The following is a 25,278-nucleotide window of genomic DNA, read 5'->3' as shown; positions in this document are numbered from 1 at the left end:
GCGACAGACCCCTCAGGACAGTCCCACGACCACGGCACCGATCAGGACCACGGCACAGGCCAGCAGGATGACCGTCCGGCCGTGCGTGGTGTTCCGGGGCAGGTTCCGCAACGGTAACAGCAGTTGGCGGCCCGTGGTGTAGGCGGCGATGGCGCCGACGAAGACCGTCCCGCCGCCCGACCGACCGACGGTCAGCACGACGGCCAGCGCGATCAGCCCCAGCGTGAGGGCCAGCGCCGATTCGACGAGCTGAGTGGGGATACGCCGTACGCCCAACCGCCGGTCCGACGACCAGAGCCCCCATCGCGAGGCGGTCGGCCGCCCCACGCAGCAGCCCCCGAGGAAGCAGCCGATCCGGCCCACGGCGGCCCCGAACAGCAGCCCCGGCACCGTGATGTCGAGCAGTTCCCCGACCGGTATGACCTCCAGGAGTGCCTGGACGACCACCGCAGCGACGGCTGCCAGCACGAAGCCCTGCAGACACATCCCGCCCGATGACGCCAGCAGGCCGCGACCGCGGTGCTCGGGGTGCTCCAGGAGGTAGTACACCTTCGCCCCGACGAGCCCGACCAGGCAGGCCACCACCGACAGCAGGAAGATCGACGCGACGGGCAGCGACAGGCGAGCCGCGAGGAGCCCCTGCACGAGCAGCGCGACACCCGCACCGGTGGCGACGAGCGCCGGCCAGGCACCGATCCGCACACCGGGCCCGCGAACCCTTGCGAGTGGGGCGAACACCGTGGTCCCCGTCGCGAGCGCGCGGGCCGGCAGGGGTCGGGAGTCGACGGGAGCGCCGTCGGCCTCGGCGACGGGGGCAGCACTCACCGCCCACCGGCCGGCGTTGACGTTCTCGACCCGCGCGGTGAGGCTGATCCGGCCGCTGCCCGGCACGACCCGCGCGACGGTCTCGACGACGCTGAACCGGTCGCGCTCCCCGGGCTCGCCCGCCACGTCCTCACGACGGCCTTCGAACACGACCGACACCGAGTAGGGTTCGCCGGTCGATCTCGCGTCGAACGTGTAGGTCGCCCCGAGGGCCTGGGGGTCGACATCCCTGACGATGTCGCAACCCGCCGCCGACACGGTCAGGGCCGAGGCGGAGGTCACGGCCGGAGGAACCGCCGCTCGTGTTGTTCGCGCGGCCGTTCCGGCAGCCGACCGCGTCCCCGCGGTCAACTCCACCCGGGAGATCCGCGGCTGAGCGCCGTCGTCGGCCAGCCGCCCGAGAACGGCCTCCGCGATGCCGAGATCCGGGCCGGTCCGAGCGGTCGGCGGGGGGCCGACCGCCGCCCGCTTCGCGCCGCGGCGCTCCTGTCGTTGCGCTCTACGACGCTCCTCACGGCCCATCTGCTCGCTGCTCCTCCGGGACGACGGTCGGCATTACTCCTACGCATGATAGTAGTCAGAGCCCGGCACTTCATCGACAGTGCGCTACTACTCCTAGTAGGAGATGCGCTAGTGTGCGTTGCGGATCCAGAACGACGCGGTTACGAAACGGACACGCGCGCTCCCCATCGCATCCCCCGTGTCCTGCCGGTGCGTTCTGCCCGTGAGGACGATCGTGGCCCGACACCGTGCTGCTCAGCGAGATACCCCACCACCCGACCCGGCGTCCGCCGGACTCCTTCATCGACCACCCACGACGGCGGCGGCCCTGACGCGCCACCGCCGACCGCCGACCCGCGCCGCGCGGCGGGTCGCCGTCGCCGCTGCCACCGGTGGGGGCCTGCTGGCCGCCATCGGCGCTGCGGGGACCGTGACCTCGACCGACCCGGTGTCCGCCGTGACCGCGGCCATGCGGGTCGGAACCGCACCGACCGGCTCCCCGGCACCGACCCCACCCGCCACGGTGTCACCTCCCGCGGGGTCGGAGCCGGCATCCGGACTGGTCGACGGCGTCCTCCTGGCGAGACAGGCCGTCCTCGCCCAACGTGCGACCCTGCAGAAGTTGGCCACCCAGGCGCAGGAGCTGTCACGCGCTGAGGCGGACCGGGCGCGGGTGCTGCACGAGCAGGCCGACCGGTCCACCGCCACGCCACGTCCACGCAGCACCACCGCCACGGCCGCGCCCTCGACGACCCCTGCGGCGTGCGCCCTCCCCACCGGCGGCCTGGGCTCCGTCAAGTCCTGGGTGCGAACGGGAGCGGTCTTCCTCGGATGCCGCTTCGGCGTGTCGACGATGTACGGCGTGGCCGGACGGAGCGGCGCCTCCGACCATCCGGCGGGACTCGCCGTCGACTTCATGGTCGATCGAGCCAACGGCGACCGGTTGGCCGCCTGCGCCCTGAAGAACGCCGACGCGCTCGGCGTCAAGTACGTGATCTGGCGGCAGCGGATCAACACGGGAAGCGGATGGGAGGCGATGGAGGATCGCGGGTCGGTGACCGCCAACCACATGGACCACGTCCACATCTCCTTCAACCCGACCGCGCCCGCGGTCTCGGCCATCGCCTGCTAGCACGCCATGCCCTCCCATCGCGCACCAGGCCGTCCCGACGCGGCTCGTGACGTGTCGGGCCGGCGGGGACGGCGCACGCTGTCGGCCCTCGCAGGCGGTGCGACGCTCGCGGCCGGCCTCTCACCGACGGTCCAGGACGACCGCACCGTCGTGCACGTCGCCTACGACGCCGTGACCACCGGTCACTCCACCGGCCTCTCCGCGATCCGGATCCCCGGCGAGCCCGCGGTGCTGATCCAGCCGGTGGTCCTCGCTCCGGCCGGCCCGACCGTCGACGGGAGCGCTCTCGCCAAGGCCGCGCAACTGGCCGAGCGACGCGCCGTCGAGAGCCGGATCCCGCGGACGGTCCGGCCGGTCGCCGGAATCATCACCTCCAACTTCGGCGCGCGCTGGGGCACGACGCACTACGGCCTCGACATCGCGAACTCCGTCGGCACGCCGATCCGGTCGGTCGCCGACGGCGTCGTGATCGACGCCGGGCCCGCGAGCGGGTTCGGGCTGTGGGTACGGGTGCGGCTGGAGGACGGCACGACCACGGTGTACGGACACATCAACCGCTACCTGGTCAGGACGGGCCAGCGCGTCCGCGCGGGACAGGTCATCGCCGAGGTCGGCAACCGCGGCATCTCCACCGGGCCACATCTGCACTTCGAGGTCATCGACGCCCGGGGGAACCGGCTCGACCCACTCGCCTGGCTGAACGCCCGCGGAGCCGGCTATGCCTGACGGCCCCCGTCACCGGAACGGGGGTCGTGGCCCCTCGCACCGGTGCGCCTCCTGCACCGACCGGCGCGGCGATGCCACCCTTCCGGTCGTAGATCGCAACGAGGAGTCATGGTGAGACGGTCGGTGGTCGTGGCGCTGCTCGTCGCGGTCGTCGTCGTCGGGGATCAGGCCGCCGCGTTCGGACAGCCTCCCCCGCCCCCACCCAACCCGACCGACCAGCAGCTCGACTCCAGCCGTGGGGCGGTGCAGTCGCAGGCCGAGCAGGTCGGCGCGCTGACCGGCCGGATCGCATCGACGCAGGCTGGCGTGGAGCAGCTGCAGGAGCAGCTCGCCGGGCAGCGTGAGGATGCCAACCGGGCGCAGGTCGATCTCGAGCGGGCGCAGCAGGCCGCAGCCGAGGCGCGCACCCGCGCCGATCGGGCCGGCATCGCGACGGCAGCGGCCTCTGCGGCGATCGACTCCGCACGCACCCGCCTCGACGACTTCGCCGTCGCCTCCTACCAGGGCGCTCTCGACAGCGGTCCCCTGGGTCTGCTGTCGGCGGCGAGCAGCCCGGACGAACTGGTCGCACGTGCCCAGCTGACCGACGCGGTGGCCACCGAGCAGGCCCGAGCGCTGGCGGCACTCGAACGCGCACGGGTCGGGCAGGCCAACGCCGAGTCCACCGCGCGCCTCGCCCGCGACGAGGCCGAGACGCGCAGGGCCGCCGCGTCGGACGCCCAGCGCACGGCCGCACAGGCGGTCACGGCAGCCGAACGTGCCACGGCGGAGGAGGCGAGGCAGCAGCAGGTCCTCGAGAGCGAACAGGCAGGCCTGGAGGCCCAGCTCGCCGACCTGCGCGCCGGCGATGCCACCCTGCGCGCGCAGCGCGACCGCTTCGACTCATGGGCGCGCCGGCAGGCCGAGCTGCAGGCGGCCCGCGACCGGGCCGAGCAGCAGGCGGCAGCCGCCCGCGCCGCGGCGCCCGTGACGCCGTCAGCGCGGGCACCACGGTCCGGCGCCACCGGCGCGAGCGACGTCGCCCAGCGGGTGATCGACCGGGCCGTGTCCCAGCTCGGGGTCACCTACGCCTGGGGCGGGGGCAGCGCCACCGGGGCCACCCGCGGCATCCGCGACGGTGGCGTGGCCGACAGCTTCGGCGACTACCGCAAGGTCGGCTTCGACTGCTCGGGCCTGCTGATCTACGCCTTCGCCGCGGCCGGGATCCCGCTCCCCCACTACAGCGGATATCAGTACGACCAGGGCCGCAAGGTACCCCTCGCGCAGATGCGGCCCGGCGACCTGATCGCTTACCAGACCGGCGGCCGGATCGGCCACATCGCGCTCTACATGGGCGGCGGACGCATGGTGGAGGCCCCGTTCTCCGGCTCGCAGGTCCGCATCGCGCAGGTCCGCTACACCGCCGGTCTGCTGCCCTACGTGTCACGCCTGCTCTGACGGAGGAGAACTGCGCCGACGCCGAAGCCGACGCCGACGAGGCCGCCTGCGGCGTTGAGCACGAAGTCCGTCAGGCTGCAGAAACGACCGGGAACGAACAGCTGTGCGAGTTCGACGAGACCTGGCAGCACGACGACGACCGCGCCCGGAACGAGCGCCCGCCGGGACGCCAGTACGAGCGTCACACCCAGCGGGAGCAGCAGTACGGCGTTCAACGCACCCTCCAGACTGTGCCCGAGCTCGATGAGCACGTCGGCGGTGGAGTCGTCAGGCACCGCGCATCCGGCGCGTTCGTCGGGCGACAGGTTCCCTGGGCCGAGCGTCAGCGCTGCGGTCACCGCCAGCCAGACACCTGTCGCGGCGGTCGGTATCGGGCGCCAGCCGGTCACGGCCGTGAAGGGCCGCACGACAGCGGCGGTGAGCACCAGACCGCACACGAGGATGAGTGCGGCCCACCACGTGAGCGGCACGACACCGAAAGCGTCGACGTGCGCGACGAACAGTCGAGGCGGCATCAGATCGGCGGCCAGCCCACGCGGGCGTAGGAGGCGAGCATCCCGCTCATCAGGACGGTCCAGCCGCCGGTGATCATCAGAACCCCGGTCACCACCAGCGCGATCCCGCCGGCGATCTCGATCCGTCGCGTGTGCCGTCGCAACCACGCGAACCGGTTGCGGCCGCAGGCCACCCCGTCGGCGAGGACCACGAACGGCAGCCCCAGCCCGACCGAGTAGGCCAGCAACAGCAGGATTCCGCGGCCGGGATCGGCCGTGCCGGCCGCGGCGGCGAGCACGGTGGCCAGCACAGGGCCCACGCACGGTGTCCAGCCGAACGCGAACAGCGCGCCCAGGGAGAACGCGCCGGCCGGTCCACGTCCCGCACGGGACAGGTCGAAGCGCACCTCGCCGCGCAGCCGCCCGATCCGCAGCACTCCAGTCATCGCCAGTCCCAGCACGACGATCGCCGAGCCTCCGACGGCCGTGATGACCGGCAGGTTCTGCCGCAACAGCAGGCCGAGCGCCGATGCGGTGGCCCCGAGCACCGTGAAGACGGTCGCGAACCCGCCGACGAACAACCCGGCGCCCATCCGGACGCGACGCCGCGTCGAGGTCGAGACCGGTGACGCACCGGCCGGCTCACCCGCCAGGCCCGACACGTAGGAGACGTAGCCGGGCAGCAGCGGCAGCACGCACGGCGAGCTGAACGACAGCGCGCCGGCGACCAGCGCGAGCGACATCAGAGCGGCCAGCTCCACCTGCCGACCTCCTGCCTGAATCCGTAGGGCACCCCGGGCGCGCGCCTTCATCTTCTACGGCGCATAGTAGATCCTGCACACGACGACGCCGAGCCGGGGACGACATGCCGCACACCGCTCCATCCCGCGACCAGCCGGGCGTCGTCGCGACGACCCGGCCGGCCGACGAGCCGTGCGCGCGGCTCGACGGGATCGCGGTGACGGTGGGGCGCACCCCGATCCTGCGCAACCTGGACCTCGTCCTGAACGCCGGTGAGGTGATCGGGGTACTCGGCGGGAACGGGTCGGGCAAGTCCACGCTGCTGCGCCTTCTGGCCACCCTGGTCCGGCCGTCGAGGGGCCGCGGAGCGGTGCTCGGTCACGAGCTCGGCGGCCCGGGCACGATCGCCGTCCGGCCACGGATCGCCCTGGTCGGCCATCTGCCCGCGCTCTACCCGCAGCTCACGTTGGCCGAGAACCTGCACCTCGTCGCCCGCCTCACCGGACGCGAGGAACGATCGGCCGACCGGGCACTTGCTCTCGTCGGGCTCGCCGGCGCCGCGCATCGTCGCGCGGAGAGCTGCTCGCAGGGCATGGCACGCCGCGCCGAACTCGCGCGCGTGGTACTCGCGGAACCGTCACTGCTGCTGCTCGACGAGATCCACTCCGGTCTGGACCGGGACGCGGTGGAGCTGGTCGACGAGGTCGTCACCGGGGTCCGTGGCCGGGGCGGGGCCTGCGTGCTGGTCTCCCACGAGCCCGACCGGCTCACGGGTGTCGCCGACCGGCTGGTGCGCATCGTCGACGGCCGGGCCCGTCCCGAGCCACAGGCGGTGGATGCCCGGTGAGCCGACCCACCACCACCCCGACCCCGCTCGCCCGGTGCCTGGCGCTGGCGGCCAAGGACCTCCGCGTGGAGCGACGCTCGGGGGAGGCGCTGCTGGTCATCGCCCCGTTCGGCGCGGTCGCCCTGCTGCTGGCCCCGCTGGCCGTCGGTGTCGACACGCCGTTGCTGGCCGAGCTCGGTCCGGCCCTGTACTGGCTCGTGGTGCTGCTGTTCGGAGTGCTGGTGACCCTGCGCGGCAGCGCCGTGGACGGGCCGCACCAGCGGGCGATGCTGGCCCTGACCGGGGTGGGCCCACGGATCCTGCTCGCCGGCCGCACGCTGGGCAACGTGGCGCTGTTGCTCGGGTTCGAGCTGCTGCTGGCCCCTGTCGCCGTCCTGCTCTACAACCCCGACCTGACCGGGTGGCCGTGGCTGCTCCCCGTGCTCGTCCTCGTCGCGGGCGGCCTCGCGGTGCTCGGCAGCATCGCCGACGCCCTGGCCGCCGGGCTGGACGGGCGGACGTCGTTGGGCCCACTGCTCACCGCGCCCATCGCCGTGCCGCTGCTGCTGGGGGCCACCGGCGTGCTGAACGCCGCCCGGTACGACCGCCCGCCGTGGCCGTGGCTGTTGCTCGTCGTGACCGTCGATCTCGTCGCCGCGCTGCTCGCCGCGTGGTGCGCCACACACATGGAGGACGTGGCATGACACCCGATCCGCATCCCGGCAGCGGGCCGCTGTTCGGCCGCCGCCTGCCGGCCGTCACCGCGGCCGCGGTGGTGGCCGCGCTGGCGGCGGCGATGATGTCGCCACCTGACTACGTGCAGGGGGAGCTCGTCCGCCTGATGTACGTGCACGTACCCGCGGCCTGGGCGGCGTACCTCAGCTACGCGGTGACCCTCGCCGCGAGCGTGGGCTGGCTGCGGCGGCGGCGGCCGGGCCTGGACCGGCTCGCGGCGGCGAGTGCCGAGGTGGGGGTGTTCTTCACGGGCCTGGCCATCGCACTGGGCTCCATCTGGGGTCGCCCGACCTGGGGGGTGTGGTGGGCCTGGGACGCCCGGCTCGTGACGACCGCGCTGCTGTTCTTCGTCTACCTCGGCTATCTGGCGCTGCGCCGCGCGATCCCCGATCCCGTACTGCGGGCCCGGCGCTCCGCCGTGTTCGGCGTGGTCGCTTTCGCGCAGGTCCCGCTCGTGCACTTCTCGGTGCTGTGGTGGCGCACCCTGCACCAGCCGCCCACGGTGCTGCGCCCGTCCGATCCGGCCATCGACCACACGATGCTGATCGCGCTCCTGCTCGGCGTGCTCGCGTTCACCCTGCTCCACGCGCTGTTCGTGCGCACCCGGTGCCGTATCGCGGCAGCGCGGGACGCACTCGACGCGGACGACGAGACGCGCTACCGCCCGGTGGCCGGTGCGGCCGTCTCCGCGCCGGAGGTGGGTTCACATGTCTGAGTGGGGATGGGTGGCGTTGGGCTACGGGACGACCGGTGTGGCTCTCGTCGGCTACCTCGCCGTGCTCGTCCGCGCGGCGGTGGCGGTGCGACGTCGGGGCGCGCGGTGAGCGCCGTGTCCGCGCCCGCCCGGGTCCGGTCGCGCTACCGCCTGCTCGCCGTCGCGGCGATCGGCGTGCTGGCCGTGCTGGCCGGGACGCTGGTCTTCGGCAACCTCAACGGCAACCTCGTCTACTACCTGACCCCGACCGAGGCACTGGCCCAGCACCCGGACTACCCGGACGGGCGCCGGTTCCAGCTCGGTGGGCTGGTCACCCCCGGCAGCGTGACCCCCACCGCGGACGGCGTGCGGTTCGTCGTCACCTCGGGGACCGTGCCGGGCAGCCCATCGCTTCCCGTGGACTACCGCGGTGCTCCGGCGCAGCTGTTCGCGGCCGGCATCGGCGTGGTGGTCGAGGGCGCGTGGCGGGGCGGGGTGTTCCGTGCGGACACCATGATGGTCAAGCACGACGAGAACTACCGGCCCCCCGCCGAGGGGGCCCGGTCATGACGCTCGCGGTCCCGGCCGCGGGCTGGGCCGGCGCCATGCTCGGCCTCGCCGGGTCGATCGTGCTCGCGGTGCTGGGGCTGCGCGCCCAGCGCAGGCCCGACTCCGTGCGCCGCCGGCAGCTCAGCGCCGCTGTGTGGTGCATGGTCGGCGGCGCCGCGCTGGCGATGACCGCGCTGGAGGTGGCGCTGCTGACCGACGACTTCGCCGTCTCCTACGTCGCCGAGACGCACTCCCGGGCCACGCCGCTGCTGTTCACCATCACCAGTGCCTGGTCGGCCCTGGACGGCAGCCTGCTGCTCTGGGCGCTGGTGCTCGCCGGCTACACCGCGGTCGTGCTGCGCGGGGTGCCCGGCACCGCCGACCGGCTCGGGACCGGGGCGCTCGGCGTGCTCGGGCTGGTCGGCGCGTTCTTCTTCGGGCTGATCACGATGGCCGCCAACCCGTTCGAGATCCTGCCGGACCCACCCGCGGACGGGCCGGGGCCGAACCCGATCCTGGCCGACCACATCATGGTCGCCTTCCACCCGCCGATGCTCTACCTCGGCTTCGTCGGGTTCACGGTGCCGTTCGCGTTCGCGATGTCGGCCCTGCTGCTGCGGGAGGGCGGCGTGGACTGGCTGCGTCGCACCCGGCGGGCCAACCTGGTGGCGTGGAGCTTCCTCACCGGCGGGCTGGTGCTCGGCGGCTGGTGGTCCTACGAGGTGCTGGGCTGGGGCGGCTACTGGGCCTGGGACCCGGTGGAGAACGCCGCACTCATCCCGTGGCTGGTCGCCACCGCCTTCATCCACTCCGCGGTCGTGCAGGTCCGTCGCGGCATGCTGCAGGCTTGGAACTTCGTGCTGGTCCTGGCCACGTTCGCGCTCACCGTCCTGGGCACGTTCCTGACCCGTTCCTCGGTGGTCGCGTCGGTGCACAGCTTCAGCCAGTCCCCCGTGGGGCCCGCGCTGCTCGCCTTCTTCGGTGCGGTCGTCGTCGCCGGTTTCACCCTCATCGTGCTGCGCGCCGAACGGGTCGCCTCGCTCACCCGGCCCGAGTCGGTGGCCAGCCGGGAGGGAGTCTTCCTGGTCAACAACCTGCTGCTGAGCGTGTTCGCCTTCGTGGTGCTGCTCGGAACGACCTACCCGATCCTCGTCGAGGCGCTCACCGGCTCACAGGTGTCGGTCGGGCGTCCGTTCTTCGACCGGATGGCGGTGCCGCTCGGCTTCGCCCTGCTGCTGGCGATGGGGATCGGCCCCGTCACCCCGTACCGGCGCGCCACGGCCGCGGTGATGTGGACCCGTCTGCGCCATCCCGTACTGGGCGGAGCCGCGGCTGGCGCCGCGGTCGTCTGGGCCGGTGTGCGCTCCCCCGGGGTGGTCGCCGTCGTGGCCATCGCCACGGCGGTCGCCGGCTCCACCGTGCGCCAGCTGTTGGTCACCGCACCGGCCCGGACGCCCGTCGGGCTGGTGCGGCTGGTGCGGGGGCAGCGTGGCTACTGGGGCGGGCAGCTCGCCCACCTCGGGGTGGCCCTGGCCGCGGTCGCCATCGCCGTCTCCGGCGGCCTCGCGCAGCGTGCCACCGTCAGCCTGGACCGCGGCCAGTCGGTCGCCTTCGCGGGCTACACCGTGACCTTCGAGGTCAGCGAGGAGCACCCGGAGGCCGACCGGCTCGTCACCGACGCACACATCGTCCTGCGCGACGGCGGCCCCGACGGCCCCGTCGTGCGGGTCGCGCAGCCGCGGCTCGTAGCGTTCCCCAACCAACCGACGGCCGTCGGCAACCCGTCGGTCTGGTCCACCGCCGGCCGCGACGTCTACGTGACGCTGGGCGGCCTCGACCCGCAGCGGGTGACGCTCAACCTCTACCGCTACCCGCTGATGGTGTGGCTGTGGGTCGCCGGAGGGCTGATGATGGCCGGCGGGTTGTGGGCACTGACCGGCCGGGTGCGCCGCAGGGCCGCACCGCCGTCGGAGCCCCTGGCGGAGGTGGGATCGGATGCCTGAGCGCCGATGGTCGTCGGTCGCCGTCGCCGTTGCCGTCCTCGGGCTGCTCACCATCAGCGTGGTGACGCTGATCTCCGCGGGCCGCCCGGATCCGGACCGGGTGCAGGAGCTCGCCCTGCAGCTGCGCTGCCCGGTCTGCAAGAGCGTGTCGATCGCGGAGTCCCCATCGGACACCGCGACAGCGATGCGTCAGGTCGTGTCCGAGCAGGTGGCGGCCGGGCGCAGCGACGCGGAGGTCATCGGCTATTTCAGAGCCCGCTACGGCGACTGGGTGTGGCTCGACCCGCCCGCGCGCGGCACCACCCTGCTGCTGTGGGTACTGCCGGTGGGCGCCACGGTCGCGGGAGCCGCGCTGGTGTGGGCCCGGGCGCGCGGGCGCGACCGACCGGCACCGGCTCCGCCCGCCCCGCTCGACCGTGCCCGCGTCGACGCGGCGGTGGCCCGGGCCCGGGCCACGATCCACCCCGACGGTGAGGACGGACCATGACGGCATCGACCGCTACACCACGGGCCCAGCTGCACGAGCTGGCCGATCAGGCGGTGCGCGACATCGTCGAGCTCGACGCCCAGGTCGCGGCCGGGGAGATCCCGGCCGCGGCTGCGGAGCCGCTGCGTCACCGCTACGAGGCGACAGCGGACCAGGCCCTGCGCGCCCTCGACGCCGGCGCCGGCGCCGGCCATGAGCCGGCCGCACCCGTCGAGCCGGCCCGCCCGGGTCGCCGGGCGTGGACGCTGGCGTACAGCCTGGCGGGCGTGGCCGTGCTGGTCGCGGGGCTGGTCCTGCTGCCGGACTCGGTGCTCACCCGGCCCACCGGGGGGTTCGTGACGGGCAACGAGGTGATGACCGCCTCCGGTGCGCCTCCGCTCGACCCCACCGCGCGGATCACCGACACCCAGCTGGAACAGGTCGTGGCCGCGAACCCCGGGGTGGTCGGCATGCGGCTCGCGCTGGCAGATCGCTACGTCGCGGAGGGGACGTACGACCCGGCGATGCGCCACTACCTCGACGCGCTGCGCCGCGAGCCGCGCAACGCCGAGGGCCTCGCCCACCTGGGGTGGCTGCTGTGGCTGATCCGCCAGGAGGGCCCGGCGTGGGACTCGGTGAACCAGGCGCTCGCCGTCGACCCGACTCAGCAGGACGGGCTGTGGTTCCGCGCCGTCATCGCCCTCGACGGTCGCAACGACCCGGCGACGGCGCTGGCCACCCTCGCCCAGCTGCAGCGGCAGACCCTCGCCCCGGAGGTCGCCGCCCAGGTCCAGCAGCTCGCCGACACCGCCCGCGGCCGCGCGGGAGGCTCGCGGTGAGCGAGCTGCTCGGCGGCCGTGTCCCCCGGCGGCGCCTGCTGCGCTGGTCGGCCGCACTGGTCGGAGCCGGCGCGGTCGGCGTCGGCGCGGTGTTCGGGTCCCGGCTGGGCACCGACCCCACGCTGGTCGGCAGCCCGTTGATCGGCCGCCCCGCCCCCGCGGTGACGCTGCCCCTGCTGGAGGGCACGGGCCAGGTGTCGCTCGTCGCCCTGCGCGGACGGGTGGTGGTGGTCAACTTCTGGGCGTCGTGGTGCGTGGCATGCCGCGGGGAGCATCCGGCGCTGGTCGGCGCGGCGCGCCAGTACGGTGACAGCGGTGTCACCTTCGTCGGGGTCGACTACCAGGACTCCGCCTCCGCGGCCGTCGCCTTCTTCGACGAGCTGGGCCGCGGCGGCGGCGACTACCGCTACGTCACCGATCCGGGATCGCGGGCCGCGTTGGAGTTCGGCCTGTTCGGGGTGCCCGAGACGTTCGTGATCGACCGCTCGGGCACGGTCGCCGCCAAGATCACCGGAGGTGCCACCTACCCGCTCCTGGCCGGCGTCCTCGATGCGGTACTGGCCGGGAGGGCACCCGCGTCGGTCCGCTCCGGGCCGGTCCAGCCCGGAGCCGGCGCGCCGCTGCGGGGAGGCCGGTGACCGTGCGAACCCTGTTGCGCTCCCCCGAGGCCCGGTGGTCCGTGATCGTCGTCGTGCTGGCCGCGGCAGGCGTGTTCGCGCTCTGGCCACGCACCACCGAGCCTGCGGCGGGCGCCGGGACACCGGCCACCGGCGCGCCCTGGCGCGTCGAGGGGCCCTCGACCATGGCCGCGCCGGCCGGACCCGAGGTGGCGGCCCTGCGGGGCGCGACCGGACTCCGGCCGTGCCCCGCACCGCTGCCGGGCGCGTCGGCACCCGCCGGGCCGCTGGCGGGCATCGTCGTGCCGTGCCTGGGGGCGCCGGGGCAGGTCGACCTGGCCACGGCGCTCGCCGGGCGGCCCGCGGTGCTCAACGTGTGGGCGTCGTGGTGCGGGCCGTGTCGCGAGGAGATCCCGGTGCTCGACTCCTACGCCGCCCGGCCCGGCGCGGTCGCGGTGGTCGGCATCGACGTCCGCGACGACGCCGCGGCCGCGTTACGGCTGCTCGGGGAGCTGCGGGCACGCTACCCGTCGGTGGTCGACACCGAGGGCGCGCTCTGGGACGCGCTGGAGGTTCCGTTCGCCATCCCGTCGAACTACGTGCTCCGCCCCGACGGGTCGGTGAGCCGGGTCGACCCGCCACTTCCGTTCCGCAGTCCCGACGAGATCGACCGCACAGTGCGGCGCTACCTGGACGGGACGCCCTGACCGTGACCGAGGAGATCGACATCGCTGCACCCGACGACGAGGTCCGCGGGACGGCCCCGCTCCGCGTCGCCGTCCCGCTCGCACTGGTCGCGGGCGGTGCGTGGGCACTGGCCGCCCCGCCCCGGGGATGGTGGCCGCTGCTGTCGCTGGGCGTCGCGGCGTGGACGATCGCCCTGTACGGCCGGGGGCTGCGCGCGCGGGTGCTACTGGGGACGGCGAGCGGGGTCGCCTGTTTCGGCCCGGGCCTGTGGTGGCTCAACGGCTTCGCCGTACCCGGCTACGTCGGCATCGCGCTGCTCGAGACCGGAATGCTGGCCGCCGCCGCGGCACTCGTCCCGGCCGCCCGTACCGGACGGTGGGCGGGCGGCTGGTGGGCCGCGCCGCTCGTCCTCGCGCTGCTCGACGCCGCCCAGACCCGCTTCCCCTTCGGCGGATTCCCCCTGCCGGCGCTGGTGCTGAGCCAGGCAGGCGGCCCGTTCGCCCTGGCCGCTCCGCTCGGCGGGTCCCTGCTGGTCACCGCCGCCGCGGCGGCCGCGGGCGTCGCCGTCGCCGCGGTCGTGGTGCTGCGAGCACGCGCCCGCCTGATTGTGGTCGCGGGCATCACGGCAGCGCTGGCCGTCGTGCTCGGGACCGGGGCGGCGATCACCACCACGTCCGCCGGAACGCTGGACGCGGCCGTCGTGCAGGGCGGCGGCCCGCGTGGCCTGCGCGCCGTGTTCACCGACCCGCAGGCCACCACCGACCGGCAGTTCGCCGCCGCGCAGCGGATCACCGGCCGTCCCGATCTCGTCCTGTTCCCCGAGAACGTGGTCACCGTCACCGGCCCGGTCGCCGGAACCGCCGCCGACGCCCGAACGGCCGCGCTCGCCCGCACGCTCGGAGCCCCGGTCGTCGTGGGCGTCGTCGAGGCCGAGGGCTCCGGGTTCCGCAACGCGGCCGTGCTGTGGGGACCTGACGGGCGGCGCCTCGACCGCTACGAGAAGCAGCACCGGGTGCCGTTCGGCGAGTACATCCCCGCCCGCGCCCTGCTGGAGCGCGTGACCGATCTGACCGCGCTCGTGCCGCGCGACGCGATCGTCGGGCAGGGACCGGCGCTGCTGCGCTCACCCGCGGGCCCATTGGGCGTCGTCATCTCCTACGAGGTGCTGTTCGCCGACCGGGTGCGGGACGCGGTGACGTCTGGAGGACGGATCCTGCTGGTGCCCACGAACGCCGCCTCTTACACCACCGAGGAGGTGCCGGCGATCGAGCTGGCCGCAGCCCGGTTGCGGGCCCGGGAGTTCGGGCGCACCGTCCTGCAGGCCGCCCCCACGGGCTACTCGGCGGTGGTGTTGCCCGACGGAACCGTCGTCGACCGCAGCGGGCTCGGCACCCCGTCGCTCCTGCGCGCACAGGTACCCCTGCGCACCGGTCTCACGCCCTACGCAGCGACGGGTGACACGCCGGTCCTCGTCCTCACCGGGCTCGTCCTGCTCGCGGTCGGTGCGATGGCGCGCGTCCGGCGCCGGCCGGGGGAAGGCGCGTGACGCCCCACCACGAGAGCCCGGCGACGTCCGGCCGCGCTATGGTGGAGATCGTGGGCGATATGCGGCAACGGCAGTGGGAGCGGGTCCTGCTCGTGCTCGCCACCCTGTTCGGTGTCGTCGCCATGCACGCCACCGTCGCCCCGGTGCACGACCAGGCCGGCCCGATGACGGGTGCGTCGGTGGGCGTCGCGGCTCCCGTCATCCACGACCCGGCGGCCGTCCACCCGGTCGACCACGTCGGCGATGCCCCGGAGATCGTGTCGTCGGGCAAGCCCTCGGACGCTCCCATGCCGATGCCGCACTCCCTGATGCACCTGTGCCTGGCGATCATGACCATGGCGATCCTGCTCGGGCTGCTCGTCATCGTTCGCATGATGCTGTGGCGCCACGACCCGGCCCCGCATCCTCCGGCGATGCCCGTCTCCGCCCACCCATCGAGGCCTCCCCCGTCCCACGCGGTCCGTCTCGCCCAGCTCTGCGTGCTGCGGAACTGATCGGACAGCGCATCCGCTGATCCGACTTTTCCATGACACCGCAGGAGTAAAACCGTGAACCGCAAGTCCGTCATCGGCGTGCTCATCGCCGCCCTGACCACCGTCGCCGTCGCCGGATGTGGCACCTCGGCGCCGGCCGCCACGTCCACCACCGGTGCGGGCGCCCCGTCCGCGTCGTCGTCGGCCACAGTCCAGCACAACGACGCCGACATCGCCTTCGTCCAGGGCATGATCCCGCACCACACGCAGGCCGTCGCCATGGCCCAGCTCGTGGACGGCCGGGCCTCCTCACCGAAGGTGATCGAGCTCGCCAAGCAGATCGAGCAGGCCCAGGGCCCGGAGATCACCCAGATGCAGGGCTTCCTGAGCAGCTGGAACGTCGCGGCCGCACCGACCGGCAGCATGGGGGGGATGGCCGGTATGGGCGGAATGGGCGGCACATCGGGCATGTCCGGAATGATGACCGACCAGCAGATGCAGCAGCTCGACTCCGCCAACGGCGCGGCGTTCGACCGCATGTGGCTGCAGATGATGACCGAGCACCACAACGGTGCGGTCGAGATGGCGCAGACCGAGCTGCGCGACGGCCAGAACCCCGAGGCCAAGGCTCTCGCACAGAAGATCATCGACGCGCAGCAGGCCGAGATCACGACCATGAAGCAGCTGCTGACCACCGTCTGACCGGTGCCGGGGTGGGCCCGGCACCCTCCGGGCCCACCCCGCGTCCCGCACGTCCCTTTCGACTGCGAAGCCAGGACACACCATGAATCCACTGATCCACCGCACCGAGCCACCCCCCGCGATGACCCGGCGCCGATTCCTCACCGCCACCGGAGGTCTCGGCGCCGGGCTGCTGCTCGCCGGATGCTCCAGCGGCTCCCCGGCGGCCACGTCGAGCACCACCGCCCTGCCCGTCGACCGCATCGCCTCCTCGGCGCCACAGGTGGCCGCCACCGAGACGGCCCGCCGAACCGCCGGACAGCGGACCGTCGACCTGGCGCTGGACGCCCGCGTCGGGCCCGTCGACATCGGCGGCCGGACCGTCACCACCTGGACCTACGGCGGAGCCCTGCCCGGCAAGGAGATCCGGGTCACCGCAGGGGATCTCCTGAAGGCCCGGCTCACCAACAACCTGCCGCAACCCACCACCATCCACTGGCACGGCATCGCGCTGCGCAACGACATGGACGGCGTGCCCGTCCTCAATCAGCCCGAGATCGCGCCGGGCGCCGCGTTCGACTACGGGTTCACCGTGCCCCATCCGGGCACCTACATGTTCCACCCGCACGTCGGCACCCAGCTCGACCGCGGCCTGTACGGCGCGCTGATCGTCGACGACCCCGCGGAGCCCGGTGGCTACGACCACGAACTCGTGGTCGTGTTCGACGACTGGGTGGACGGCACCGGTCGCAGCCCCGACCAGGTCCTCACTGACCTGAAGGCCAACGGGATGGGCGGCGGCACGGGCGGCATGTCGGGCATGTCGGGCATGTCGGGCATGGCCCGCTCCGATCTGCTCGGCGGCGACGCCGGCGACGTCACCTACCCCCACTACCTGGCCAACGGGCGCACCGCCGCGGCCCCGACCTCGTTCCGGGCGAGGCCCGGGCAGCGCATCCGCCTGCGGCTGATCAACATCGGCGGGGACACCGCGTTCCGGGTCGGCGTCCCGGGCAGCCCCGTCACCATCACCCACACCGACGGCTACCCGGTCACCCCGACGGCGGCCGACGCGGTCCTGCTCGGCATGGGTGAACGCGTCGACGCCATCCTCACGATGCCGAGCTCCCCGGTGCCGTTGCTCGGCATCGCCGAGGGCAAGAACGCGAGCGCTCAGGTCGTGCTGCAGCCGGGCGGCGGGAGGGCCCCCGACGTCGGGGCGGCCACCACCGCGCTGTCGGGTCGCCCGGCGATCCTCGTCAACGGGCTGGCCGCAACCGACGCCGTCCGGCTCGCCCCGCGCGACCCCGACGTCACGCACACCCTCACGCTGGAGGGGCCCGGGCCGGGCTACGCGTGGACCATGAACGGCCAGACCTACGACCCCGACAAGGGCCTGCCGGTGCGCTCCGGACAGCGGGTACGGCTGCGGATGACCAACACCACCACCATGTTCCATCCCATGCACCTGCACGGGCACACCTTTCAGGTGGTCACCCCGGACGGGGCCGGACCACGGAAGGACACCGTGAACGTGCTGCCCGGCCGGACGGTGGAGGTCGACTTCGACGCCGACAACCCGGGACAATGGCTCACCCACTGCCACAACGTCTACCACGGGGAGTCCGGGATGATGACCGTCGTGTCCTACCTGCCGTGAGCAGGAGCGGACCCGCGGCGGCAGCCGCGCTGCTCCTCCTGCTGGTGACGGGATGCGGTGGGCGGGGCTCCGATGCCGGCTCCCCCGGCGGCGACCGCAGCGGCGGGCTGGTCCACGTCCACGGCCTGGGCAACAATCCGGCCGACGGACAGGTCTACGCCGCCACGCACACCGGGATCTTCCGGCTCGGGCCAAGCGGCGCGAGCCGGGTGCCCGGCCCCGTGCAGGACACGATGGGTTTCACCGTAGTCGGACCCGACACCTTCCTGGGCAGCGGACACCCGGGACCGGACGCTCCGGGACCGGCCGATCTCGGTCTGATCCGCAGCGACGACGGCGGAACCAGCTGGAAGTCGGTCTCCCTGAGTGGCGAGACCGACTTCCACGCCCTGTCCGCCGGCGGCGGCACCGTCTACGGCTGGGACCCCGCGCGCCGCACGATCCTGCGCAGCGACGACGCCGGCCGCACCTGGGCCGACGGCGCCACCGTCACCGACGTGGGAGCGCTGGCCGCGGATCCGGACAGCGGACAACGGGTCATCGCGACCACCGCCGAGGGCCTGCTCACCAGCACCGACGGCGGGCGGACGTTCGCCGCGCTGCCGGTGCAGCCACCCCGCCCGCTCATCCTGATCGGGCACGCGCCGCGCATCGGGGGTGGCGGCTCCACCACACTCGCGGGCGTGGATGCTGCGGGCACCCCGTGGGCGTTCTCGGGCACGACGTGGACCGGCGGAACCTCGGCGGGCGGGGCGCCGCAGGCGTTCGCGGTCCTCGGTCCCGACCGGTACGTCGTCGCCACCGACCGGGCCGTGCGCTCCACCGAGGATGCGGGAAGGACGTGGACGGACATCGCCGCGACGGGCTGAGCGGCGGCACCTTCGCCGCGCTGGCCGTCCGTCGCGGGCTGCTCCGGCTCGCAGGGATGCTGGCCGTCGTCGCGCTGCTCGTCGGGGTCCTCGCCGTCGGTGCAGCCGCCGTCCTGTGGATGGCCGGGTGGCCGTCGGCGGTCACCGCGACGTGTACAGACCAGGCGGGGTCGGTACCCATCGACCCGAGCGGACCCGCCGCCGCCGACGACGAGCAACGCCGCAACGCCGCCGTCATCGTCGCCACCGGACGCCGCCTGCAGGTGCCCGACCGGGGACTCTGGGTCGCGCTGGCCACCGCGCTGCAGGAATCCGGGCTGCGCAACCTCGACTACGGGGACCGGGACTCCCTCGGCCTCTTCCAGCAACGGCCCTCGCAGGGGTGGGGCTCCCCCGCACAGATCCTCACCCCCGACTATGCCGCAACGCAGTTCTTCACCCGTCTCGTCACCATCCCCGGCTGGACGACGATGCCGTTGTGGCAAGCCGCGCAGTCCGTTCAGCGTTCGGCGTTCCCCCTCGCCTACGCCCGCTGGGAGCAGGACGCCGCCGACCTGCTCGCCGGGGTCGACCGAGCGACGGCCGGGGGCCCTGTCAGACCATGCGTCCCGGCCGGTGCCGTGGCGGGTCTCCCCGACGCGCCCCCCGGCTGCGTCGCGGACGATCCCACGACGAACGGCTGCGTCACCGCGGTCACCCGCAGTGCCCTGATGCAGGCCGAATCCGCGTTCGGTGGGCTCCGCAAGGGCCGGATGATCCGGTCGGCCGGGTGCTTCGCCCCTCGTCCCGCGAACCCGACCAGTGACCACCCGCTCGGCAAGGGATGCGACCTCTTCCCCGGTATGGCCGGCCGGTTCGCCACGGGCGTCGATCTCGAGAACGGATGGCGTGCGGCGGGCTGGTTCCGCAGCAACGCCGCGACCCTGCAGGTCTCCTACGTGATCTGGCAGGGCCGCATCTGGACGCCGGGTCGTCCCGATTCCGGCGGCTGGGGGCAGGAGTACACCGGGGGCGGTGTCTACGACCCGTCCGACCCGGTGGGCGGCCACTACGACCACCTGCACGTCAGCTTCCTGCGCTGACGGTGGCCGCGTCGGGTCGGGTCCTCCAGATGTCACATCCGTCCGCGGCTGACGAACGGACCTGCTCGGCGTTCCTCGACAGCCATCCCGAGAGGGGGCTCGCCGCTGGGACCAGGGACGGGTCATAGACGACGAGGTACTTCGCGCCCCGGCCGACATAGTCCCGCACGATCGCCGGCTGATGCTGATCAGCCGCCAGGCTCCACCCCTTCCGGCCGCTCAGGTAGAAGATGGTGGGCTCCTGAAAGTTGTTCGGGAGCCCACGAACGGTCGACTCGCTGGTCGTGCTCACCATGACCAGGTCCGTCGGCGCCGAGACCTGCGCGAGCAGGCTCGAACACGTGCCGTAGACACCGCTGCGGTCGCGGAAGGACTGGGCGAGGACGTTCGCGCTCGCCGCGAACAGCGCGAGCACCGCGACAGCGGCCAGACCGACCCGCACCGTCGCCGTGGAGCGCCGACGAAGCCACTGCCCGATTCCGGCCAGACCGATGCCGGTGAGGATGGCCGCGAACGGCAACGAGAAGATGTGGTATTGGGGGCCTTCCTCCTGGCTGTAGCGGGCCACCGCGAAGTAGAAGACCACCAGTGCCGGGATTCCCGCGGCGAGGATGACCGGCCCGCGTTGCCGCCAGGCCAACCACGCACCCAGTGCGGCGAGGGGTACACCGGTCACACCGAAGATGAGCAGGGTCTCGATCGTCACGTTCCCGGTGTAGAACAGCTTCGACGTCCAGTACCCGATGTTGCCGAACTTGCTGTCGCCACCGGACGCCAGCCCGAAGGTGTTGCCGTAGGTGAGGTAGAGGTTGCGGGCATGCCACAGCCACAGCGCGGGAGCAACCAGAGCGGCGACACCGGCCAGGTACAGGGACGGTCGACGCAACCGGTCCCGTGCCGCGATCAGGACCCAGATGAGCAATGTGAGGAACACGTGGAGGGAAGTCGGCTTGGCCAACGCGGCCATCGCCGCCGCCGCAGCTGTGGCCGCCAGCCACGGCAGCCGATCGGTCGTCAGCCACCGCTGGAAGCAGGCGAGCGTCGCGATGTAGAACGACAGGACGGTCGCGTCGGGCATGAACGCGTTGCCCCAGGTCATGACGGCCGGGGAGACGACGAAGGCGATCAGCGCCCACCGGGCGGCGTCCGGCGGCAGGATCCGTCGGCCGAGCGACCAGAACGCCGCGGCCCCGGCGAGCATGAAGGCCATCGAGACAAGTCGGCCGACCCACGCGTGCTCACCGAACACGAAGTACAGGGCCGCCGACAGCCACGGCAGGATCTGCAGCTCGGCCTCGACATAACCGGGGCCGGCACCGCCCCAGTCGATCTGCGGATAGAACAGGTTCATCCCGCCGACGAAGAAGTTGTGCGCGATACTCGCGGTATCGGCGGGACGCCAGATGTCGCCCAACCACGGCATCGGCAGTACGGCCCGCACCACCGACAGCACCGTGACCACACCCACCGTGGCCAGCGTCCAGCGCCCGAGCGGGTCGCCATGCAGGGTGGGGAGCGGCATGATCGCTTCCTCGCGGTGACCCCCACGAGGGCGGCCGGGGGCCGACACGGACCTCACCATCGCACCCCTCCATGGTCTCGCCCGGTCGGACGGCCGCAGACCGTCACCACGGAACGCGTCGTATCTGTGCTCGGGGGTGCAGCGGGGACATGGGGCAGGCCTTTCGGTCGGAGTGCGGTCCGCGATGTCATTGCGGTCCCAGCAGGGTGCGCCCCTTGGTCAACAGCACGCGGGGCACGGCACGGCTGATCCTCCGTGGCGGGCTCACCAGCGTGAACCAGTCCCAGGCCGTGCGCCGGACCTTCACCAGCCCGTAGTCGTCGACCCGCCGATAGGCGACGAGACCGCCGCCGAGGTGGGCAATGGGCTGGAACCCGGCCCGTTGCAGATCATGCCGGGCCCGCAGATCGTCGTCGTGCAGGTGCCACGCTGTCTCGGCCGCCGGGGAGCGGACGTCGAAATTCGCGATCAGCACCCCGCCGTGCACGAGCGCACCGTGCAGTTCGCAGGCCGTGCGATGGACGTCGGGCACGTGCGCCAGCGTGTCGATGGCCGTGATCGCGTCATAGGCGCCGGCGGGCAACCCCTGCCGGTGCAGGTCGATGTAGCGGGCGTCCTGCTCCCGCCGCTCGATCCGGAACCTGGCGAAGTCGAGCAGCGTGGACGACAGGTCCGCGAGGGTGCTCGTCCATCCCGTCGCGGCGAAGAGTTGGGCGGTGGCACCGACACCGGCACCGAAGTCCAGGTGCCGGCGTCCTGCGACATTCGCCTGGAGGAAGCGCAGCGCCACCACACTGGCGGGCTCGGCGTGCATCTCGGCCTGCAGGTACGCCCACCACAGGAGATCGAAGCTCCACGACTGCATGGTGCGGTAGAACTCCAGCCTGCCGGAGTCCTCGTCCGCGCCGGCGGACCGCCATTCCTCGACGCTGTACTGCTCCCAGTCCAGGCACCGCTTGAGCGCATCGTCCGCGGATATGCCGTGGTAGGTCGCCAGATCGTCCAGAACGGACTCCCGGATCTCGCGGGCGCCCAGCGTGAGATTGCTGCGGAACGTCGCCATCTCCGGGCTGGCGAAGACCGTCGCATACCCGGCGCCCCACGATGCGGGGTCGACCGCGGGATGGTCGATCGGATCGATGTGTCGACCCTGGGCCGCCTGCGGGGTCCGGGCCGCCACCGCGCCGCGCAGGAACGTCACGGCTCGCTCAACAGGGGGCATGAAGGTCACGCGGACTCATCTCCTCTTCCAACTCGACCACAGTGATCAACTCAGGCGAACGCCGAACAGGGAGCGCCTCACCCGATCCGGCCCGGCCCGATCAGGGGACCGCTTCAGGACACTGCAACTACTACGGATGATAGTAGACGGCACAGCGGTCCCGTCCGGCCACCTCCGACCCGCGCGGGCGTCCAGTGGCCGCGCCGTTCAGATCTCCTGGTCCAGGGGCAAGCCGGTGGACCGCACGGTCCACCGCTCCGGGCCGCCGCGCAGGACGGTGGCGGTCAGGGGTGAGATGTCGATCCTCCAGAAACCCGCCGCCGGAGCGGACATGGTGGCAACGACGACCGCTCGAACGATCGCCGGGTGGGTGACCGCGACGGTGTGCCCGCGCTCGGGGATCGTGCACAGCCAGTCGGCAGCTCGGGCGAGCAGTCCGGCTTGCGGTTCGCCGCCGTGCGGGGCGGCGGTCTCCGCGCCCAGCCAGGCCCTGATCGCGGCCGGCTCCTCGGCCGCCACCTGGTCGAGCGTGCGCCCACGCCACCGGCCCAGGTCCCAGTCCGCCAGCATCGGATCGACGACGGCGTCGAGACCGAGCGCCGACGCCGTCTGCCGGCACGCGAGGGCGGGCGACGACACCGCGCTGCTCACCCGGCCCAGCCGGGCGCGGGCCCGGATCACCGTGGCCAGGCCGCGCTCGTCGAGCGGCTCGTCGTCGCCGAACGCCGCGGCGGTGGTGGCCCGGGTCGAGCCGTGGGCCACCAGGGTCAGGCGGGCACTCACCGGCACAGGGTAGGCCGCCGACCCTGCCGCTGTCTGGTCGTTGACAGTCGTCGATGAGGCCGTCACCATATGAGAACTTGTTCATATATCGGTTCTTTGAGCCCACAGGAGGGTCCGCCATGACCCAGTCGCTGGCCGCCGCGGCGGAGTCCGCAGTTCCCGCCTCGGTGCCTCTGAGGGAGGTGCTGCCGTGGGCGGTGTTCGCCGGAGTGATCATGCTGAGCCTGCTGTACCTGGTCGGAATGGACCAGGGAGCGACTTCCGTGTTCTCCGGCAACATGATCCACGAGTTCGTCCACGACGGTCGACACCTGCTCGGCTTCCCCTGTCACTGACACCCGGCAGGCAGGACACGTGATGATGAGCAGGCTCCTGATCCGCGGCATGATCGCCGGCTTGCTGGCCGGCCTGGCCACATTGCTGTTCGCCCTCGTGTTCGGCGAGCCCGGCGTCAACGGAGGCATCGCCTTCGAGGAACAGGCCGCCGCCGCGTCGGGCGATGCACCGGAGATGGAGCTGGTGTCCCGCGGCGTCCAGTCCACCGCAGGCCTCGCCACGGCAGTGGTGGTGTACGGAGTAGCGATCGGCGGGATCTTCGCGCTGGTCTACACCCTGGCCCAGGGACGGCTCGGCAGGCTCACACCGAGGGCGATGGCCGCGGTGCTAGCCCTGATCGGGTTCCTCGTGGTGTTCGTCGTGCCGTTCGTCAAGTACCCGGCCAACCCGCCCGGCTCCAACGACGGCGATACGATTTCCCAGCGGACCGGGCTGTACCTCGTTCTCGTTCTCGCCTCCGTCCTCGTCGCACTGGCCGGCATCGCCCTGCGGCAACAACTCACCAGCCGACTGGGAACCTGGAACGCCACACTGGTGGGCGTCGCCGTGTACGTCGCGGTGATCGGCGTGATCGAGTATCTGATGCCCGCGATCATCGAGACTCCGGACACCTTCCCCGCTCCGCTGCTCTACGGGTTCCGGCTGGCTTCGCTGGGCGGGCAGCTCATGCTGTGGACCACACTCGGACTGACGTTCGGCGCGCTGGTCGACCGCACGCGCGCGTGTGACCAGTGGGTGGACGCCAGACTCCCGGCCATCAGCTGACCGAGGACGCGAGCCCGCAGTTGGAGTCCCGTTGCCCGCCTTGGTATAAATCATGCATACATTCGCATGTGTAGATGGGTGGAGCGATGGGACACGGGCACGGACACTCGTCCGACAACGACCGCCACCGGCTCGGGGCCGCGCTCGGGGTGACCCTGTTCACCGCAGTGCTCGGCGCGGTCGGGGCCGCGCTCACCGGTTCCCTCGCGCTGCTGGCCGATCTCGGGCACCTGCTCACCGACGCCGGGGCGCTGCTGGCCGCGTTCGTCGCGACGGTACTTGCCGCCCGTCCGCGCACGGCCCGGCGGACCTACGGGTTCAGCCGGGTCGAGGTGCTCGTGGCGGGGCTCAACGCGCTCGCATTGCTGGCGGTCGTCGCGTGGATCGCAGTGGAGGCCGTGCAACGCCTTTCCGATCCCGCGGATGTGCCCGGCGTGCCCATGCTGGTCGTGGGCGTGCTCGGGCTGCTGGGCAACATCGTCTCGCTGCTGATCCTCGGTGGTGGGGACCGGCAGAACATGAACATGCGGGGCGCCGCGATGCACGTCCTCGGTGACGCGCTCGGCTCGGTCGGGGTGCTCGCCGCCGCGATCGTGCTGATCACCACCGGGTGGCCGTACGCCGACACCGTCGCCTCGCTCGCGATCGTCGCCCTGATCGTGCCCCGCGCGGTCCGGCTCGTCCGCGAGGCCTGGCACATCCTCCTCGAAGGCGCACCCGACTCCGTCGACGTCGACGCCGTGCGGCGGTCCCTGCTGACCGTGCCCGGCGTAGCGGACGTGCACGACCTGCATGTCTGGACGATCAACGACCGCACCCCCGCGGCGTCGGCGCATCTCGTCCTGTCCGGCGGGGATGACGCGGCACCGGACCACGGCCGGGTCCTCGACGTCGCGGCTGAGGCGCTGCGCGAGCAGTTCGGCCTGACCCACACCACGCTGCAGATCGAGCCGGTCACCCACGCCGGCCACGAGACGATCTGCCCCTGACCGTCCACGGACCGTCACCGCAGCCGCACCCTCCGTCCGCTCCACGCGTTCTCCGGAGGGAAGGTTGGAGCGAGCACG

General features: G+C 72.8%; 27 protein-coding genes. 21 read left to right on the top strand and 6 right to left on the bottom strand.

The window, feature by feature from the left end; genetic code table 11:
• Nucleotides 1-12 precede the first annotated feature (12 nt).
• Entirely contained in the window at nt 13-1,107 is a 1,095-nt protein-coding gene (locus tag BGP03_RS00265) for a prolipoprotein diacylglyceryl transferase family protein (RefSeq protein ID WP_296369081.1), read from the bottom strand.
• Nucleotides 1,108-1,948: 841 nt separating this feature from the next.
• Between BGP03_RS00265 and BGP03_RS35695 the strand changes: the two genes are divergently transcribed.
• The 3 genes from BGP03_RS35695 to BGP03_RS00250 all read left to right on the top strand — a co-directional run bounded on the left by BGP03_RS35695 (nt 1,949) and on the right by BGP03_RS00250 (nt 4,621).
• Nucleotides 1,949-2,458 carry a hypothetical protein gene (locus BGP03_RS35695; RefSeq protein ID WP_363093122.1) on the top strand — a complete coding sequence of 170 codons (510 nt, stop codon included), beginning with the start codon at nt 1,949-1,951 and terminating at the stop codon, nt 2,456-2,458.
• Nucleotides 2,459-2,509: 51 nt separating this feature from the next.
• Nucleotides 2,510-3,184, top strand: coding sequence for a M23 family metallopeptidase (locus tag BGP03_RS00255; RefSeq protein ID WP_296369080.1), 675 nt, complete (start codon nt 2,510-2,512; stop codon nt 3,182-3,184).
• Nucleotides 3,185-3,292: 108 nt separating this feature from the next.
• On the top strand, nt 3,293-4,621 hold the full coding sequence (locus tag BGP03_RS00250) for an NlpC/P60 family protein (RefSeq protein WP_296369079.1): 1,329 nt from the start codon (nt 3,293-3,295) through the stop codon (nt 4,619-4,621).
• On the opposite strand, the gene BGP03_RS00245 is transcribed toward BGP03_RS00250, so the two are convergent.
• Together BGP03_RS00245 and BGP03_RS00240 are read right to left on the bottom strand one after the other, a co-directional pair.
• A complete protein-coding gene (locus BGP03_RS00245) occupies nt 4,600-5,136 on the bottom strand; it encodes a VanZ family protein (RefSeq protein ID WP_296369078.1) in 537 nt (178 codons plus the stop codon). The genes BGP03_RS00250 and BGP03_RS00245 overlap by 22 nt on opposite strands.
• Nucleotides 5,136-5,876, bottom strand: coding sequence for a cytochrome c biogenesis CcdA family protein (locus BGP03_RS00240; protein ID WP_296369077.1), 741 nt, complete (start codon nt 5,874-5,876; stop codon nt 5,136-5,138). Before BGP03_RS00240 ends, BGP03_RS00245 begins: the two co-directional genes overlap by 1 nt.
• A gap of 104 nt (nt 5,877-5,980) precedes the next feature.
• Here BGP03_RS00240 and BGP03_RS00235 point away from each other — a divergent pair, with 104 nt between their 5' ends.
• The 15 genes from BGP03_RS00235 (at nt 5,981) to BGP03_RS00165 (ending at nt 19,583) form a co-directional block, all read left to right on the top strand.
• Nucleotides 5,981-6,703, top strand: coding sequence for an ABC transporter ATP-binding protein (locus BGP03_RS00235; protein WP_296369075.1), 723 nt, complete (start codon nt 5,981-5,983; stop codon nt 6,701-6,703).
• On the top strand, nt 6,700-7,386 hold the full coding sequence (locus BGP03_RS00230) for a heme exporter protein CcmB (protein ID WP_296369074.1): 687 nt from the start codon (nt 6,700-6,702) through the stop codon (nt 7,384-7,386). Before BGP03_RS00235 ends, BGP03_RS00230 begins: the two co-directional genes overlap by 4 nt.
• The gene (gene ccsA / locus BGP03_RS00225; protein ID WP_296369072.1) at nt 7,383-8,132 is read left to right on the top strand and encodes a cytochrome c biogenesis protein CcsA; all 750 of its coding nucleotides are present in this window, start codon (nt 7,383-7,385) and stop codon (nt 8,130-8,132) included. Before BGP03_RS00230 ends, ccsA begins: the two co-directional genes overlap by 4 nt.
• Before the next feature lie 114 nt (nt 8,133-8,246).
• Complete coding sequence (locus tag BGP03_RS00220; protein WP_296369071.1) at nt 8,247-8,681, top strand: cytochrome c maturation protein CcmE; 435 nt, start codon at nt 8,247-8,249, stop codon at nt 8,679-8,681.
• Nucleotides 8,678-10,663 carry a cytochrome c-type biogenesis CcmF C-terminal domain-containing protein gene (locus tag BGP03_RS00215; protein ID WP_296369069.1) on the top strand — a complete coding sequence of 662 codons (1,986 nt, stop codon included), beginning with the start codon at nt 8,678-8,680 and terminating at the stop codon, nt 10,661-10,663. Before BGP03_RS00220 ends, BGP03_RS00215 begins: the two co-directional genes overlap by 4 nt.
• Nucleotides 10,656-11,150, top strand: coding sequence for a cytochrome c-type biogenesis protein (locus BGP03_RS00210; RefSeq protein ID WP_296369068.1), 495 nt, complete (start codon nt 10,656-10,658; stop codon nt 11,148-11,150). The genes BGP03_RS00215 and BGP03_RS00210 overlap by 8 nt, the downstream gene beginning before the upstream one ends.
• Nucleotides 11,147-11,968, top strand: a complete 822-nt coding sequence (locus BGP03_RS00205) for a cytochrome C biosynthesis protein (protein ID WP_296369066.1) — start codon at nt 11,147-11,149, stop codon at nt 11,966-11,968. The genes BGP03_RS00210 and BGP03_RS00205 overlap by 4 nt, the downstream gene beginning before the upstream one ends.
• Nucleotides 11,965-12,606: a TlpA disulfide reductase family protein gene (locus BGP03_RS00200; RefSeq protein WP_296369064.1), complete on the top strand. Its 642-nt coding sequence runs from the start codon at nt 11,965-11,967 to the stop codon at nt 12,604-12,606. The genes BGP03_RS00205 and BGP03_RS00200 overlap by 4 nt, the downstream gene beginning before the upstream one ends.
• Complete coding sequence (locus BGP03_RS00195) at nt 12,603-13,292, top strand: redoxin family protein (protein WP_296369063.1); 690 nt, start codon at nt 12,603-12,605, stop codon at nt 13,290-13,292. The genes BGP03_RS00200 and BGP03_RS00195 overlap by 4 nt, the downstream gene beginning before the upstream one ends.
• A gap of 2 nt (nt 13,293-13,294) precedes the next feature.
• Nucleotides 13,295-14,818 (top strand): apolipoprotein N-acyltransferase, encoded by a 1,524-nt coding sequence (gene lnt / locus BGP03_RS00190; RefSeq protein WP_296369061.1) that lies wholly within the window; start codon nt 13,295-13,297, stop codon nt 14,816-14,818.
• 50 nt (nt 14,819-14,868) lie between these two features.
• On the top strand, nt 14,869-15,312 hold the full coding sequence (locus tag BGP03_RS00185; RefSeq protein WP_296369060.1) for a hypothetical protein: 444 nt from the start codon (nt 14,869-14,871) through the stop codon (nt 15,310-15,312).
• A gap of 54 nt (nt 15,313-15,366) precedes the next feature.
• Complete coding sequence (locus BGP03_RS00180) at nt 15,367-15,993, top strand: DUF305 domain-containing protein (RefSeq protein ID WP_296369059.1); 627 nt, start codon at nt 15,367-15,369, stop codon at nt 15,991-15,993.
• A gap of 82 nt (nt 15,994-16,075) precedes the next feature.
• The gene (locus tag BGP03_RS00175) at nt 16,076-17,632 is read left to right on the top strand and encodes a multicopper oxidase family protein (protein WP_296369058.1); all 1,557 of its coding nucleotides are present in this window, start codon (nt 16,076-16,078) and stop codon (nt 17,630-17,632) included.
• Nucleotides 17,629-18,501, top strand: coding sequence for a F510_1955 family glycosylhydrolase (locus BGP03_RS00170; protein WP_296369057.1), 873 nt, complete (start codon nt 17,629-17,631; stop codon nt 18,499-18,501). The genes BGP03_RS00175 and BGP03_RS00170 overlap by 4 nt, the downstream gene beginning before the upstream one ends.
• Nucleotides 18,474-19,583: a hypothetical protein gene (locus BGP03_RS00165; protein WP_296369056.1), complete on the top strand. Its 1,110-nt coding sequence runs from the start codon at nt 18,474-18,476 to the stop codon at nt 19,581-19,583. Before BGP03_RS00170 ends, BGP03_RS00165 begins: the two co-directional genes overlap by 28 nt.
• Here BGP03_RS00165 and BGP03_RS00160 read toward each other — a convergent pair.
• From BGP03_RS00160 to BGP03_RS00150, 3 genes are all read right to left on the bottom strand, one after another.
• Nucleotides 19,567-21,105 (bottom strand): glycosyltransferase family 39 protein, encoded by a 1,539-nt coding sequence (locus tag BGP03_RS00160; RefSeq protein WP_296369055.1) that lies wholly within the window; start codon nt 21,103-21,105, stop codon nt 19,567-19,569. The genes BGP03_RS00165 and BGP03_RS00160 overlap by 17 nt on opposite strands.
• 187 nt (nt 21,106-21,292) lie before the next feature.
• A complete protein-coding gene (locus BGP03_RS00155) occupies nt 21,293-22,327 on the bottom strand; it encodes a class I SAM-dependent methyltransferase (protein WP_296369430.1) in 1,035 nt (344 codons plus the stop codon).
• Between the two features lie 207 nt (nt 22,328-22,534).
• A complete protein-coding gene (locus BGP03_RS00150; protein WP_298800645.1) occupies nt 22,535-23,110 on the bottom strand; it encodes a histidine phosphatase family protein in 576 nt (191 codons plus the stop codon).
• A 119-nt stretch (nt 23,111-23,229) separates the two neighbouring features.
• On the opposite strand from BGP03_RS00150, the gene BGP03_RS00145 reads away from it, so the two are divergent.
• From BGP03_RS00145 to BGP03_RS00135, 3 genes are all read left to right on the top strand, one after another.
• Nucleotides 23,230-23,445 carry a CbtB domain-containing protein gene (locus tag BGP03_RS00145; RefSeq protein ID WP_296369051.1) on the top strand — a complete coding sequence of 72 codons (216 nt, stop codon included), beginning with the start codon at nt 23,230-23,232 and terminating at the stop codon, nt 23,443-23,445.
• Nucleotides 23,446-23,467: 22 nt separating this feature from the next.
• A complete protein-coding gene (locus BGP03_RS00140; protein WP_296369049.1) occupies nt 23,468-24,211 on the top strand; it encodes a CbtA family protein in 744 nt (247 codons plus the stop codon).
• A gap of 86 nt (nt 24,212-24,297) precedes the next feature.
• Nucleotides 24,298-25,200, top strand: a complete 903-nt coding sequence (locus BGP03_RS00135) for a cation diffusion facilitator family transporter (RefSeq protein WP_296369047.1) — start codon at nt 24,298-24,300, stop codon at nt 25,198-25,200.
• Nucleotides 25,201-25,278: the final 78 nt, after the last annotated feature.

The sequence above is a fragment of the Pseudonocardia sp. 73-21 genome, assembly GCF_001899645.1.
Classification (GTDB): Bacteria; Actinomycetota; Actinomycetes; order Mycobacteriales; family Pseudonocardiaceae; genus Pseudonocardia.
The sequence above is the reverse complement of the archived record's forward strand: the minus strand, read 5'-3'. Positions and strand labels throughout refer to the sequence as shown.